This is a genomic window from Photobacterium gaetbulicola (assembly GCF_003025515.1).
GTDB classification, from domain to species: domain Bacteria; phylum Pseudomonadota; class Gammaproteobacteria; order Enterobacterales; family Vibrionaceae; genus Photobacterium; species Photobacterium gaetbulicola.
Window position 1 is genome coordinate 21,882 of record NZ_PYME01000020.1, and the last position, 13,045, is coordinate 34,926.

A 13,045-nucleotide genomic window follows, 5' to 3' on the forward strand; every position below is an offset into this window, starting at 1 on the left:
CGCAACATAACAACTTAGGCCAAACTTATGTGACACCATGTTGTAGGGATTTTCTCATGGGGTCGAACCGGTATGCCGATTGATCTAGCACCGATAATCTTTGAACTATGTGCGATTATTATCAGCGCAGCTATCCTCGGTACGCTTTTTTTATATGCCAGCCAACCCATTATCCTGGCCTACATTGCAGCCGGTGTTATTATCGGCCCCCACGGCTTCAACCTAGTCCCTCACCCCGAGCACATCACGCAAATTGGCAATATTGGCGTCATCTTGCTGCTATTCCTCATCGGCCTCAACCTGCAGCCCAACAAGCTACTTAACCTGTTCAAAGAGAGTGCGATCATTACGCTCGGTACCTGCGCTTTCTTCTTTACCATCACCCTTTTGTTCTGCTTGGCGATTCAACTGTCGCTGCTCGATGCAGTGATCTGTGCAGCAGCATTGATGTTTTCCAGTACGGTCATTGGCTTGAAGTTAATACCAACAACGACGTTGCATCATCAGCGGATGGGTGAGGTGATCACCAGCATCTTGCTGGTCCAGGACATCATCGCGATCAGTGTGATTATCTTTCTCAATATGAATAGTGGCAACGCCATGTTGGTCGGCTTTTTATTGATGCTGGGGAAGTTCGTCGCGATCTGTACGTTGGCATTCATTGGCGTGCGCTATATTATCTTTCCCCTTTTCAGAAGGTTCGACGTGATACAGGAATACAGCTTCCTGGCAACCCTCGCGTGGTGCTTCTTCTGGGCTGAACTAAGCCACCAGGTGGGGTTATCTTATGAAAGCGGAGCGTTCATTGCCGGGATTTCGATTGCGACCAGCCGGGTATCCCAAGCGATTTCTGTCCATTTAAAGCCGCTGCGTGAGTTCTTCCTGATCTTGTTCTTCTTTGCTATTGGCGCAAGGATGAATTTCAGCGACTGGAATATCTATACCTTCTTTGGCCTGGCATTTGGCGCATTGCTGGTGGCTATCAAATACTGGGGGTTCGCCTTTGCATTGAAGCTCGCTCGGGAAAAACCCACAATGCAACATGAACTGAGCGCTAGACTCAGCCAAGCCAGTGAGTTTTCCTTTCTGGTTGCCTATGCCGCCATGATCAGCGGCATATTGTCGATAGAAGCCACCCTGTTTATCCAAATGGCCACCATAACCACCTTTATCATCTCGACCTACTGGGTGGTAAACCGCTTTCCCACCCCAATCTCTACGGTCAAGAAACTCCGCAAAGATTAGCCGGCCTCATTGCCCCCTCCCGGAGCCATTCCCGCCGGCAAACGGCCTAGTCGCCTGCAGCACGATCCCGCCGGTATTGAATGTAATATGTATCATGGTTAGGCGTGCAAAGTCTTTCTGCAACGCCTTGTTCGCTAACCAACCGTCAACACTGCTGATACCTGTTTTGAGGGCTCGCTGAAAACTGCGGTTATCAACCAGAATAAACGTTCGGGCAGCGGAGAAATCCGCCTGATTGACCAGAGTGAATAGCTGGTCATCAAGCTTCTGCTGCTCCACCTCCTTGAAACCTGCTAGCACATCCAACGTCTTATCACCGACGGTTACTTTGGCAAAGACATAGTGCTGGCGGCGCAAGCCTGCAAGTACCGCGTTGTAATTGGCCAATGACATATCAAGGGTATATTCCATCCGGTTGACGACCCCGTCAGCGATGAAGGCGGTCAGCAAGCCACCTTCGGCATTGAACAAATGGGTCTCATCAAAACAAAACGCAGCGCCTTCCTGCTCGATACTTTCGGCGTCATTACCCTGATATAAGACTGAGCAATCAAAGCCCTGAGGTAGCGAGCGGACATGACTGACCGAGTCGCCAAAATCAATATCGTGAAGTAAAACCGTCGCAAGGGCAGCAGGAGAGAACAAAGTAAAAAACACGCTCTGAATAAGCAGGTAGCAGGACAGCTTGATGCGGGATAACGCAAGGTATTGGATATTGGTATCCAGGGACAGAAAAAACATGATCAACACTCCATGTATCGTCCCGATTATATACCAGACAAAAAAAAGGCTGCAATTCCTTAGCCTAGCAGAATTGCAGCCACTACGGTCAGCATTAACGTAGTAAAAAGTGGGATAACTCAGCTTCGGAGAACCTTGTTATCCCAGAGCGGTAATCGGTATTTAGCTCATTTGTATTTGTTATGTCGCCGTTAAAGCTTGTGTTACATCGACCAGATGAAGTAAATCTGGGATTTCATGCGGATAATAATGCCGCGAATAACATCTAAGAAAGCCAAGAAGTCAATCGGCTTTTCTGCACTTATCCACGCTAGGCCAACCGAACCAACCGGAATGTCATAGTCGCCAGGTTCTGTCAGCTTCAAGCGGACAAAATGGTGTTTATTCAGCGCATTTTTCCCTGTCATCTGCCGAACATTGTCATCTCTTGCCAGCAAGCTCCCCTGGGCCTCGCCAGTCGCTTCAATAATGCCCTCAACCTCAGCACTGAACACCTTGCCCGGATAGACCGGAGACGCAAACTCCGCTTGCTGCCCGACCTTCACATTTCGGATCGCCTGGTGGTTTACCCGCATCAAGACATACTTTTCGTCGGTATACATCTGGATCCGCGGCATCACACCGACATACTGGCCTTCGCGCATAATGAAGTTAGTCAGGTAGCCATCCGCAGGTGCATACACCCGAGTGTTATCCAAATTCCACTGCGCCTGGGCAACATCTTCCAGTTTGTTGGCCACATCCACTTTGCGGCTTTCGACAGACAGCCCCGCTTTCTCGAAGTCCAGCTTGGCACGATGTGCCGACACCTTGGCTTTATCGAGCTGAGATTGCAGCGTCACAAGTTTGGTCCTTGCAACATCCACCGCAGTTTGCTGCTCATCCATCTGAGTCTCGGTAATAGTGTGCTTAACGGCCTTGTTCTGTTTCTGGTAGCGACGTAGCGTCGTTTCTTTCCATTCCAAATCTTCCCTGGCAGCTTCAATTTCATTGGAAGCGATCTCGATATCTTTAAGAGCCGCGTAGTGGTTTTGCTCTGCGATGAGCACATCTTCTTGCGAAATGGACAGCGCGACGTTGGCCGAATCCAACTGAGTCTGGGCTTTATTGAGGGCAATCTGGTATTGCTCGTCATCCAGGGTGTAAACCAACTGCCCTTTCTTCACCTTCTCGTTGGGACGAACCAAAATCTCGTCCACATGTCCTTTGATTTTGGTCGACCCCGGGCGCAGCTGAATATGCGGTGACTGAACAACCGAGCCGCCAGACATATCCATCGGCGCAAAAGTGATCAATCCAATCCAGACAAATACCAACCAGCCTGCACCACCAAGATAGGAAAATGCTTTGGTAAATTTATTCCAGGGCATCCCCACGAGACGCAGGAGGTAGATAAAGAGTGCCCATACCGCTAAACCCTCAAGCATTTTCAACCTCCTCGTTAGCCATGTTCACAGACTCAGACGCTGAAGACTTACAGACCGCAGGAGTCGGCCCTGAGGGTTGTTGGGTATCTTTTTCTTTCCAGATATCGCGAATATGGCGAAGCGCTTGCTCGCCATCGACAAAGGCAATAATGACCGCGACAACCCATACCCAGTGCCAGATAAATCCAATCCAAGTCAGGGCTGTTATCAGCCCCAACTGATGATGTTCATTCTTGTGTGCTTTTTGTATCGGCAATTCATGGATACGCCAAAACCCATACACGGCTGCAGCTATGGATCCAAATAGAACCACAGCGGCAACAACGTGAAGCGCAGTATCGACTCCGCTGTCGACAAAAGGCATGCTGACGAGACTCATTACAGTTCCCCAATTCACTTACGCATAATCAATAAGCAGGCGCCCAGTCACATATCAAAGCTGTGAAAGAGATTTGCTTTTTTCAATTTGTTTTTATGGGTGTGATTATGTAAGAAATAGTGACAGGCATCACAACATTGGATATATTGAATCAACAGGTAGCTTCATTTAATACAATCAATCCATTTAGATATAAGGCTGTACCGATGCCATTGCCTGAATCACAATTCCAAGCAGCCTTTGTTCGCTCTATTTTCTTCAAACCGTTTATTCGTGCCCTTGACAAGCATTACGGGATAACATCCGACGATTTGGGCGTACCGCTTAAATTGCTCAATGAGCCCATGACCTTGGTACCATTTTCCGATCTCAACCAGAAAATGGCAGAACTAGAAGTGACACTTGGCGACCCCGCTTACCTTTGTCGCATGGCGAACGACATCAGTTTCAGTAATATGGATCATCTTGGCGAATGGTTTCTCTCAACCCCGGAGCTTGCCCTCTCCTTTCGCCGGATCAATTACGGTACCTCTTGTCTGCAGTCAGGCGCGACCTTTCACGGTGAATTATCGGGCAAGATCATCAAATGGACCTATGACAACCACTTCTCTTCCGGGCGAGGACGGTTTCAGGACAGTTTGCGCATAGCGGCGATGTTCACCAATACCTTACGCTACTTTATGGGAGAGAGTTATCACCCGTTAACCGTCGAGCTAAGCGGTCCACCTTGTGGTAACGGCGAGTTAGAAACGTTTTTCGGTGCCGATATCCGGTGGAATGCACCATCAACCCGGGTATGGTTAGATATATCTATCTTGGAGCACGGCAATACCTTCCCCTTTGAGGTTACTCGTCCGATGATGCTGACTAACCTCGAGCTCGATGAGTTCCTCAATATGCCACAGCCCCATGACGCCGCCAAAATGATGTATGAGATGATTAACTACTCGCGTTTCTATGGGTATCCTAGCTTGGACTTTGTTGCACAGCGGTTCAACTTGTCCAGACAGCAACTCCAGCGCCGTCTCCACCAGTTTGGCTGGAGCTTCAGCACTATCACTAGCTATGTTCTGTGCAATCAAGCCATCAAATACATGCAAGCTAATTTAAGCATCAAGGACATCGCAAGAGAGCTGGGCTATAACAATGTCCAAAGTTTTAGCAAGGCCTTCCAACGTCAGCGGGGACAAACACCGACCCAGTATAAAGAAAAACTGATGGAGAGAAGCCGCAGCAGAAGGCTGTAACAAACAACTGGCAGACTTTATACCCAAGCCCCCATGGCACCTGGGTATTGAAAGAATGGTGACAACCTAAGTTCGGCGGGAGCAATTAAGAGTAAAGCGCTGATCAGGAGTGATATGATGGCGCATGATAAATTCAGCTCGATTATCACTTTCAAACTGAGGTTGGAAAAAAATACGATAGCCGAGCAAGTCACGCCGAGCATCGCTATCGAACGGATTAACGTTATTGATATCAACCATGATATTACGAGACAGATGAACCGGCTTCAACACGAAGTCCAACCCATTGTGGAAAAAACTGTACTCGACAGCCAACTTAAACTCGAGCTGGACTTGGTTATTCTCTGAACGTCTTAACCACTCTTCGGAATGGATAGTACCATCTGGCATAAATTGATATGAGGTGGTTTCCCTCATATTATCCGGCGTATCTGGACGGTGGCACAACCAAGTCCCCCCTTCGAGTTGAGCGGCGTATACAGGGGTAACCAAGACACTGCCCAACAATAATCCCAAAGCCCTAAGTTTCATCCTTGAGTCCTGACTTATACACTCTAATACAATTAGTTATAGCAGTATCCATATCAACAAGATAGTGAATTTATAACCCAGCTACCTTGCCGCTCGCTTGGCATAACAATACACAAAGGGGAAAGCTCTCGCTTTCCCCTTTGTCATACTCAAACGAAGGTGCTATCGCTCACGCAATTAGAAGCGGTAGTCAACCGACCAGACGACTTGCTGAGAGTAGTCGATCTTGGTGTCGTTCTTGCTGTAATCCTGGTCTAGGTAGCGGTAAGTCAAGTCGGTCGACCAGTTGTCATTGATTTCAAACATTGCACCCACTTGGCCACCCCAGACGAAATCTGTTGAGCTGCTACCGCTGATCTTGCTGTCAGACACACCAGCAGACACACCGGCAAATAGGTTCACCTTCTGGTGAACAGGCATAAGGTAGTCGTATGATGCCAAGAACATGTTCTGTGATGACTTGTCCATGTAGCTGTACGTACCCATAACACGGTGATGGTCGTTCATGATGGCACCACCACGTAGCTGGTAAGTTGCATCTTCACCGTTTTGGGCATTGGCACCTTTTACGTTATCTTCCTGGTAACCCACACCACCACCCACGAACCACTGAGTGTCAGCGGCGAATGCTGGAGATGCTGCCATAACTGCCAATGCCAACGTCGAGATTGCTGTGATCTTTTTCATGTTTATCTCCTTGGACTTCCTAGCTTCATTAAGCGCTAATTTCTAATGTGCCGGATAAGTCTTATATAATTTGTCTGTTCGCTAATTAATATACAGCTATTTCCTGAACAAAAACTTAAGAAATAAAACATTGTTTTTTAACTTAACGAATGCTGAACAAATAACTTGACACTCAATAAAGCCACATCACAAATTTAAAAAATATTAATCGTTAACTATTTTTTGATTAATAAACATCTATACACAAATTTAGATAAAACATAACCCAATGTATTACAATTGGTTTATTGCAAAAACAAAACAACAGCTGAATATATATATAATAGTTATTGAAAATAAAAAAAGAGGGCTACATACCCTCTATATTATATTCATTCAGCTGAGATTAAAATTTGTAATCAACAGACCAAACTACCTGCTGGGTATAATCAATTTTATTCACGCCTTCTTTATAATCTTGATCTAGGTAACGGTAAGTTAGATCTGTTGATAGATTATTGCTCAATTTATATTGAGCACCAACTTGCCCACCCCATACAAAATCTGTTGAGCTATTGCTGCTCCATGAATTTTTTATCTTAGTATCAGAGTATCCCATCGTTGCACCCGCAAACAGATTCACCTTTTGATGAACAGGGATCAAGTAATCATAAGAAGCAAGATACATGTTCTGGGTATAATCATTAGCAAAAATGCCGTCAAACTTACTCTCGTAGTAACTGTATGTCGCCGTTAATCGGTGCTGGTCGTTAACAATGACACCACCACGGAACTGGTATGAGACATCTTCAACATTCTTGTTCGAATACATCGAAGCACTCCTTTCGATCTTGTCATTCTGGTAGCCCACACCACCACCGACAAACCAATCTGTGGTGTTGGCCAATACAGGAGTAGCAGCAAAAGTGGCTAGAATAAGGGTCGACGCTACAGCATACTTTTTCATGTGTGGTTTCCTTGGATTCAGTGTTATATCTTGGCAGCTGTTTTCTCTGCCGTCTGGATAATGAACACTGTACACAATAAAACTGAACCCAACCTGAAAATAAAAAACACTGTTTTATTTGTAATTATTTGTTTCTGGTTGTAGAAAACACTTCACTATCTCAAGACATTCCGATATGGGAAGCCTGACTTGGCGGCACACCGAAATAGCGCTTAAACTCGCGGCTGAACTGGGTTGGGCTCTCATACCCGACTTTCAAGGCGGCGACATTGGCCGGCATTCCGTCTTGCGACATTAGAGTTTTTGCCTTGTTAAGCCGTATTTTCTTTATATATTGCAACGGAGGATCGGTAACGACCTGCTTGAAAGCGCGATGAAAGGCCGAGACACTCATCCCGGCCATGTCAGCCAACTCGTTAATCACCAACTTTTGATCGTAATGCGCCTGGACATGGGAGATCACCCGGCTCACCCGCGACAACGCGCTATCTTGTTTACAATATTGCGCCAGCAAATACCCCTGCTTACTTTTCAGTAGTTGGTAATAAAACTCACGTAATAACTGTTGGCCCAGCACGCGGGCGTCTAGCGGATCTTTCAAGCACCCCAAAAGTCGACACAGGCAATCTCGAATTTCAGGGGTAATTTTCGTCACCGCTACACCGCGGCCATAATCCTGTGCTTTCGGCATTTCACTATGCTGGTGCTGCTCGAGTGCATCGACAAGCTCTTGAATAATGGTGAGATCAAAATCAATATCCAAACCGATTAACGGCGCTTCGGGCGAGGCAAAAGTTTCGCAGGCAATAGGATATGGCGTTGCCACAATCAGGCAATGGTCAGTGTCATACTCAAAGCGGTAATCATTCAAGTGACCAATTTTATTGCCCTGCAAGATGACGACTACTCCCTGCTGGTACATTTGTGGTGTCATCTTGTGATACTGGTTGATCCTAAACAGCCTGATCCCAGGAACCTTCAGCTCGACAATGCCTGAGTCTGCTCCTAAGCCATAGTAATCACACAGCTCTTCGCCTCTTTCTAGACACCTTTTAGAGACAGAACCTGCAACAGAATCCATTACCCTCACCTCGCCAATTACGTGCTCTGTGCACCTGAACCGTTAGATCAAACCACAGCTTTGACAAAAAAACCAGTTGGCAAGAAACATGGCAATCTTGGCTACTCCCACAATGGTTATCTTTCCGCCCCTGATAAAAAAGTAGTTTTAGGCAAGCATTAAACAGTTTTGAGCACGCCAGTTTGAGAAGCATTAGCATAGACTGTGCGTATTCCCTAACGACATAATACGACACACACTGGAGATACTTCATGGACAAGTTTACTTACCAGAACCCTACCCGTATTCATTTTGGCGAAGGCCAGATCGCAGCCATTGCCAGCGATATTCCACAAGATAAAAAAGTCTTGGTGATTTACGGCGGCGGTTCTATCAAGAAAAACGGTGTATATGAGCAAGTAGAGGCAGCCCTGAGCGAACATAACTGGGGTGAGTTTTCCGGTGTAGAGCCTAACCCTCAGTACGACACGCTGATGAAAGCAGTAGAAAAAATCAAAGCCGAAGGGTTTGATTTCTTGCTTGCCGTCGGTGGCGGTTCGGTGATCGACGGCACGAAATTCATTGCTGCGGCAGCCGCTTACCAGGGCGAAGACCCATGGAATATTCTGGCTCAGCAGCACCCGGTAGAAAGTGCCCTGCCACTGGCGTGTGTGCTGACACTGCCGGCAACTGGCTCAGAGAGCAACATGGGCTCGGTCGTTTCTCGCGGCAAAGACAAACTGGCGTTCATGACCCCCAAAGTGCAGCCATTGTTCGCGGTACTAGACCCTACGACCACGCTGAGCCTGTCCCCTCGCCAGGTAGCCAACGGGGTTGTGGATGCCTATGTTCACGTGATGGAGCAGTACCTGACCTTCCCGGCCAACGCCAAGGTTCAGGACCGCTTTGCAGAAGGCCTGCTGCTGAACCTTATCGAAGAGGGACCCAAAGCCCTCGCGACTCCTGATGACCTCGATGTTCGAGCCAACATCATGTGGACGGCGACCCAGGCACTCAACGGTTTGATTGGTGTCGGTGTCCCACAAGACTGGACCACCCACATGATCGGCCATGAGCTAACCGGCAACTACGGTATCGATCACGCACGCACCCTCAGTATTGTTCTGCCTGCGGTAATGAAAGAGCGCCGAGCTGACAAGGAAGGGAAGTTGCTGCAGTATGCAGAGCGCGTATTTGGTATCAATGAAGGTTCAAGTGACGAACGTATCGACCAAGCAATTGCAAAGACCATTGCTTTCTTCAAGCAGATGGAAGTACCGACAAGCTTGAGCGATGTTAAGCTCGGCACTGCCGATATCGATACCCTGGTCGCCAGCCTTGAAAAACATGGCATGAAAGCGCTGGGCGAGCGTGGCAATATTACCATCAAAGACAGCCGCGCCATTCTGGAAGCGGCCTTGTAAGTCATTGCTTAATAAAAAGGGGAGGCAACACGCCTCCCTTACTGTTATTAGTCGCCTAGAGTCGCGACCATGATAGTTATTATCGACGGATAACCATACGGTTTTCGCCTTTCACTGGCTCTTGAAATTGCGCGGATGCCAGCAAGGATGGGGAGGAGTCCTGCCCCACCATCTCGTCATTGGCAGCAAGGATAATGCTTCCACCTTTGATCAAGTCGATAATTTCACGGTTCTTCTCTGGCGGTAAGGCCGGGCACCCCCAGCTCCAACCGATGAAGTTATTGGTTTCGAGAAAATCCGGGGAAGCATATTTTGCACCGTGGATCACGATATGGCGGCGGCGGGCATTGTCATTGACGCCAACAGACAACCCATCAAGGCGAAGTGAATAGCCATATTTTCCATAATACGTCTCGGCCGTTTTGAACACACCAACAGAGGTCTGCTTGGAATTGAGCGTATTCGAAAAGCGTCTAGCATAGGCACCTCCGCTTTCAATACCATGGGTGGTATAGGTATGGTATTTCAGCTTCTTGTTTGCCAAATCAACGACATAAAAACGCTTTTCGTTAGAAGGACGCCGATAGTCAATAATCACCAGGTTAGGGTTTGCCCCTGTTCCTTTGGTCATATATGCTTCGATACCCTCTTTCAGCAACGCATAGTCCATCACCCCATCTAAAGATGCTGTTAAGTACACCTCACTGGTAAGGTCATCAATGTGATCTTCGAGGCTTCCAGCCTGGGCAATAGAAGAAAAAAACAAAATTAGAAGTATTTTTTTGATCATAAGCATTAGCAAAACATGATTTTTTTACGACGGACTCACTTTGCTAATTTTAACAGATTAATCGACAAGAGCTTTTACATCTCATCATTTCAGACAGAATTTCATAGAAAATTACAAATATCAGCTTAAGAAAAGACCAAATCCCGAACAGTCAAATCACCTACACTTAACCATATATTTCGACGCATATTCTTCGGGGTTGTCATATGAAGCACATATCGAAGTGGATTGTGTTGCCGTTTTTCCTGCTCTTTTCGTGTTATAGCAAAGCAGAAGCCGTTGATCTGTCGAAACTTTATGAAGTACATAGAGATTTTGACTACAGCGATCTCGTCATTGAAGTGCAGGGATTCAAGGTACCGACCCTGGCAGCCTTTCGAGGCTGGGTATTGATGAACAAGAAGCAAGCCGATATTCAGGAGGGATACCAGTATTTTCTCGACAGGGGAGTCAAAGAGGGTATTCCTCTCCACCTAGTATTACTACAAGGCACCGATTGGCGTTTGAGCAACACCACCGTTTTCAATTTGCCAGACAAAAAAAACTGGGACAACATGGTTCGTACCCTGCTGTTTATCCAACAGCATGTCATGCCAAAAACCGGCTTGCTTATCCCTGTCTCCGGTGACCGGAGTAAAGAATACAACCAACACGCCGGAGGGGCACCAAGAAGTTCCCACCTCGATTTCTGTGCACTTGATTTGGTCCCTACGCGAAATATATCTCGGGCTGAATTGCATAACATTCTCAACAGCATTTACAACTCTGTTGGACAGAAAAACAACATGGGGCTCGGCCTCTACAGCGGCGTTCGCTTCCATATCGATACCTGCGGTTATAGAAGCTGGTAACTGCCACTGGTAACAATCCTCTCAAAAAGGGGGATTTATCCTACTTCCTTTCCTTGATCGGAGTGATAGAATGCGCGGGTGAAAATAGACCAACATACATATTTATCCGTTCTGATTCACATGCTAGAGCACAGCCCTCATCCAGCAGGATTAAAGTCTAAAGATGGCATTTTCGCCTTTGCCAACAAAGCCTACCGTGACTTAGTCAATGCACCTTGTGATATTGAGGGCCTCACAGATAGTGATCTACCATGTGACACAGCCCAATTTGCATCTTGTTTTGTACAGCAAGATAGGCAAGCAATATCGGAAAACAAGACAATCGTAACTATAGATGTGCATAAATACGCACATGGATTTGATGCTTACACTTTCGAAAAACGTCCTGTCATCATCAATGGTGAACCGTGGGGTATCCAATTTAGCGCGACCAACTTAAGGGAACTGGTCAACTTGGCTTCATTTGCCGAAATTATGGCACTTGGCAGCACCAATAATTCATTTAGCACCATCAAACCGGAATGCATGAGGCTCACGCCTTCTCAGGAAATTGTGCTGTTCTGGCTATTACGCGGCCGCCAGACCAAGCAGATTGCCCAGTTGATCCACAGAACCCCCAAGGCAGTCGAAAAGCAAATTGCTAATTTAATTAGTCGCTTCTCCGATGTCGGTGTGAGCAACCGCGCTTCTCTGATCGAATATGCCCGCTGCAACGGTTGGCTATCTGTCATCCCTGAGCAGCTATTTAAAACCCCGGCCTCCATCGTTGTGCAATGAATCCTGTGCGAAAGCCTGGCGGATAAACCCCTGCAGTGCCGTCAGCCTTGCGGTATTACGCAACGACGGCCGGTACATCATATAAAGTTCAACCTCAGGCAGTGTATAGTCCTGCAAAATGGGCATTAAAGCGCCTTCGGACAGGGCATCGCTAACCTGAAACATGGGCTGTAGCGTAATACCGGCCCCTTCCAAGGCCGCTGCCATCATGGCCTGCCCGCTATTCATGGTAAATTGCGAGCTCACCTTTGGGGTGCTGACTTTTTGGCCATCATAGAACCGCCATTTATGCGGTGCCTGCGGCAGGTTACTCAGCAAACATTGATGCCGCTCCAGCTCGTCGGGGTGGGTCGGCGTACCAAATCGCTGCAAATAGGCAGGAGAAGCACAGGCAATCATCTTATAGCTGCGCAGCTTCGTCGCCACCAGGTATTCGTACCCGACCAACTGCTCGCGAAAGATAATATCGTAGCCCTCTTTCTTCATATCGGGCGGGCTATTATCCAAGGTAAGATCGATATCGAGCTGAGGGTACTGCTGTTGAAACTGTGCCAGCATGGGTGCCAAAGCCTTAATGCCAAAATTCACCCCGGCAGCAATCTTCAGGCTGCCACTGGGCTCGCTCATATTACGGTAAATGTCCTCCTGAGCAGCTTTCAGCTCCCCGAGGACGACCAGACAGCGCCGGTAATACTGGTCACCTACCGCAGTCAGGCTCTGAAAACGGGTAGACTTGGCCAACAGCTTCGCACCGATTGACGCCTCCAACCCTCTCACGTGCTTACCCACCATCTGGGCACTGATCCCTCGCTCTTCAGCAACCGCCGCAAATGAGCCCAGCTCCACAGCCCGCACAAAAATTTCAATACTGGTTAAGCGGTCCAACAGCATACTCCATGATTAGCAATCATTAGATTCTATTTTAACCATAATTAGAAAC

General features: G+C 47.4%; 14 protein-coding genes. 5 read left to right on the plus strand and 9 right to left on the minus strand.

The genetic code is table 11. The features are described 5' to 3' along the window. The first annotated feature begins 72 nt into the window (after nt 1–72). Nucleotides 73–1,245 carry a cation:proton antiporter gene (locus tag C9J03_RS17260; protein WP_039461792.1) on the plus strand — a complete coding sequence of 391 codons (1,173 nt, stop codon included), beginning with the start codon at nt 73–75 and terminating at the stop codon, nt 1,243–1,245. Between the two features lie 6 nt (nt 1,246–1,251). Here C9J03_RS17260 and C9J03_RS17265 read toward each other — a convergent pair whose 3' ends face one another. The 3 genes from C9J03_RS17265 to C9J03_RS17275 all read right to left on the minus strand — a co-directional run bounded on the left by C9J03_RS17265 (nt 1,252) and on the right by C9J03_RS17275 (nt 3,792). Then, nucleotides 1,252–1,986: a hypothetical protein gene (locus tag C9J03_RS17265; protein WP_044621493.1), complete on the minus strand. Its 735-nt coding sequence runs from the start codon at nt 1,984–1,986 to the stop codon at nt 1,252–1,254. A 203-nt stretch (nt 1,987–2,189) separates the two neighbouring features. Beyond that, entirely contained in the window at nt 2,190–3,413 is a 1,224-nt protein-coding gene (locus tag C9J03_RS17270; RefSeq protein ID WP_044621494.1) for an HlyD family secretion protein, read from the minus strand. Continuing rightward, a complete protein-coding gene (locus C9J03_RS17275) occupies nt 3,406–3,792 on the minus strand; it encodes a hypothetical protein (RefSeq protein WP_044621495.1) in 387 nt (128 codons plus the stop codon). The genes C9J03_RS17270 and C9J03_RS17275 overlap by 8 nt, the downstream gene beginning before the upstream one ends. Nucleotides 3,793–3,998: 206 nt before the next feature. Here C9J03_RS17275 and C9J03_RS17280 point away from each other — a divergent pair, with 206 nt between their 5' ends. After that, complete coding sequence (locus C9J03_RS17280; protein WP_044621496.1) at nt 3,999–5,039, plus strand: AraC family transcriptional regulator; 1,041 nt, start codon at nt 3,999–4,001, stop codon at nt 5,037–5,039. 66 nt (nt 5,040–5,105) lie between these two features. On the opposite strand, the gene C9J03_RS26515 is transcribed toward C9J03_RS17280, so the two are convergent. From C9J03_RS26515 to C9J03_RS17300, 4 genes are all read right to left on the minus strand, one after another. Next, on the minus strand, nt 5,106–5,570 hold the full coding sequence (locus tag C9J03_RS26515; RefSeq protein WP_146149091.1) for a hypothetical protein: 465 nt from the start codon (nt 5,568–5,570) through the stop codon (nt 5,106–5,108). A gap of 177 nt (nt 5,571–5,747) precedes the next feature. Further along, complete coding sequence (locus C9J03_RS17290; RefSeq protein ID WP_039464367.1) at nt 5,748–6,257, minus strand: porin family protein; 510 nt, start codon at nt 6,255–6,257, stop codon at nt 5,748–5,750. A 385-nt stretch (nt 6,258–6,642) separates the two neighbouring features. Next, the gene (locus tag C9J03_RS17295; protein ID WP_044621498.1) at nt 6,643–7,203 is read right to left on the minus strand and encodes a porin family protein; all 561 of its coding nucleotides are present in this window, start codon (nt 7,201–7,203) and stop codon (nt 6,643–6,645) included. A 160-nt stretch (nt 7,204–7,363) separates the two neighbouring features. Beyond that, a complete protein-coding gene (locus C9J03_RS17300) occupies nt 7,364–8,284 on the minus strand; it encodes an AraC family transcriptional regulator (RefSeq protein ID WP_044621499.1) in 921 nt (306 codons plus the stop codon). Nucleotides 8,285–8,535: 251 nt separating this feature from the next. Between C9J03_RS17300 and C9J03_RS17305 the strand changes: the two genes are divergently transcribed. After that, nucleotides 8,536–9,687 (plus strand): iron-containing alcohol dehydrogenase, encoded by a 1,152-nt coding sequence (locus tag C9J03_RS17305; RefSeq protein ID WP_044621500.1) that lies wholly within the window; start codon nt 8,536–8,538, stop codon nt 9,685–9,687. Between the two features lie 79 nt (nt 9,688–9,766). On the opposite strand, the gene C9J03_RS17310 is transcribed toward C9J03_RS17305, so the two are convergent. Beyond that, the gene (locus C9J03_RS17310; RefSeq protein WP_082060547.1) at nt 9,767–10,477 is read right to left on the minus strand and encodes a murein L,D-transpeptidase catalytic domain family protein; all 711 of its coding nucleotides are present in this window, start codon (nt 10,475–10,477) and stop codon (nt 9,767–9,769) included. Between the two features lie 206 nt (nt 10,478–10,683). Here C9J03_RS17310 and C9J03_RS17315 point away from each other — a divergent pair, with 206 nt between their 5' ends. Then, complete coding sequence (locus tag C9J03_RS17315; protein WP_082060506.1) at nt 10,684–11,328, plus strand: D-Ala-D-Ala carboxypeptidase family metallohydrolase; 645 nt, start codon at nt 10,684–10,686, stop codon at nt 11,326–11,328. A gap of 120 nt (nt 11,329–11,448) precedes the next feature. After that, a complete protein-coding gene (locus C9J03_RS17320; protein ID WP_044621501.1) occupies nt 11,449–12,105 on the plus strand; it encodes a PAS and helix-turn-helix domain-containing protein in 657 nt (218 codons plus the stop codon). Here C9J03_RS17320 and C9J03_RS17325 read toward each other — a convergent pair. After that, nucleotides 12,070–12,990, minus strand: a complete 921-nt coding sequence (locus C9J03_RS17325; protein ID WP_044621974.1) for a LysR family transcriptional regulator — start codon at nt 12,988–12,990, stop codon at nt 12,070–12,072. The genes C9J03_RS17320 and C9J03_RS17325 overlap by 36 nt on opposite strands. Nucleotides 12,991–13,045 lie beyond the last annotated feature (55 nt).

Bases quoted from the DNA above. Each gene is read 5' to 3' on its own strand.
- C9J03_RS17260 (WP_039461792.1), top strand. From the start codon at position 73: ATGCCGATTGATCTAGCACCGATAATCTTTGAACTATGTGCGATTATT.
- C9J03_RS17265 (WP_044621493.1), bottom strand. From the start codon at position 1,986: ATGTTTTTTCTGTCCCTGGATACCAATATCCAATACCTTGCGTTATCC.
- C9J03_RS17270 (WP_044621494.1), bottom strand. From the start codon at position 3,413: ATGCTTGAGGGTTTAGCGGTATGGGCACTCTTTATCTACCTCCTGCGT.
- C9J03_RS17275 (WP_044621495.1), bottom strand. From the start codon at position 3,792: ATGAGTCTCGTCAGCATGCCTTTTGTCGACAGCGGAGTCGATACTGCG.
- C9J03_RS17280 (WP_044621496.1), top strand. From the start codon at position 3,999: ATGCCATTGCCTGAATCACAATTCCAAGCAGCCTTTGTTCGCTCTATT.
- C9J03_RS26515 (WP_146149091.1), bottom strand. From the start codon at position 5,570: ATGAAACTTAGGGCTTTGGGATTATTGTTGGGCAGTGTCTTGGTTACC.
- C9J03_RS17290 (WP_039464367.1), bottom strand. From the start codon at position 6,257: ATGAAAAAGATCACAGCAATCTCGACGTTGGCATTGGCAGTTATGGCA.
- C9J03_RS17295 (WP_044621498.1), bottom strand. From the start codon at position 7,203: ATGAAAAAGTATGCTGTAGCGTCGACCCTTATTCTAGCCACTTTTGCT.
- C9J03_RS17300 (WP_044621499.1), bottom strand. From the start codon at position 8,284: ATGGATTCTGTTGCAGGTTCTGTCTCTAAAAGGTGTCTAGAAAGAGGC.
- C9J03_RS17305 (WP_044621500.1), top strand. From the start codon at position 8,536: ATGGACAAGTTTACTTACCAGAACCCTACCCGTATTCATTTTGGCGAA.
- C9J03_RS17310 (WP_082060547.1), bottom strand. From the start codon at position 10,477: ATGATCAAAAAAATACTTCTAATTTTGTTTTTTTCTTCTATTGCCCAG.
- C9J03_RS17315 (WP_082060506.1), top strand. From the start codon at position 10,684: ATGAAGCACATATCGAAGTGGATTGTGTTGCCGTTTTTCCTGCTCTTT.
- C9J03_RS17320 (WP_044621501.1), top strand. From the start codon at position 11,449: ATGCTAGAGCACAGCCCTCATCCAGCAGGATTAAAGTCTAAAGATGGC.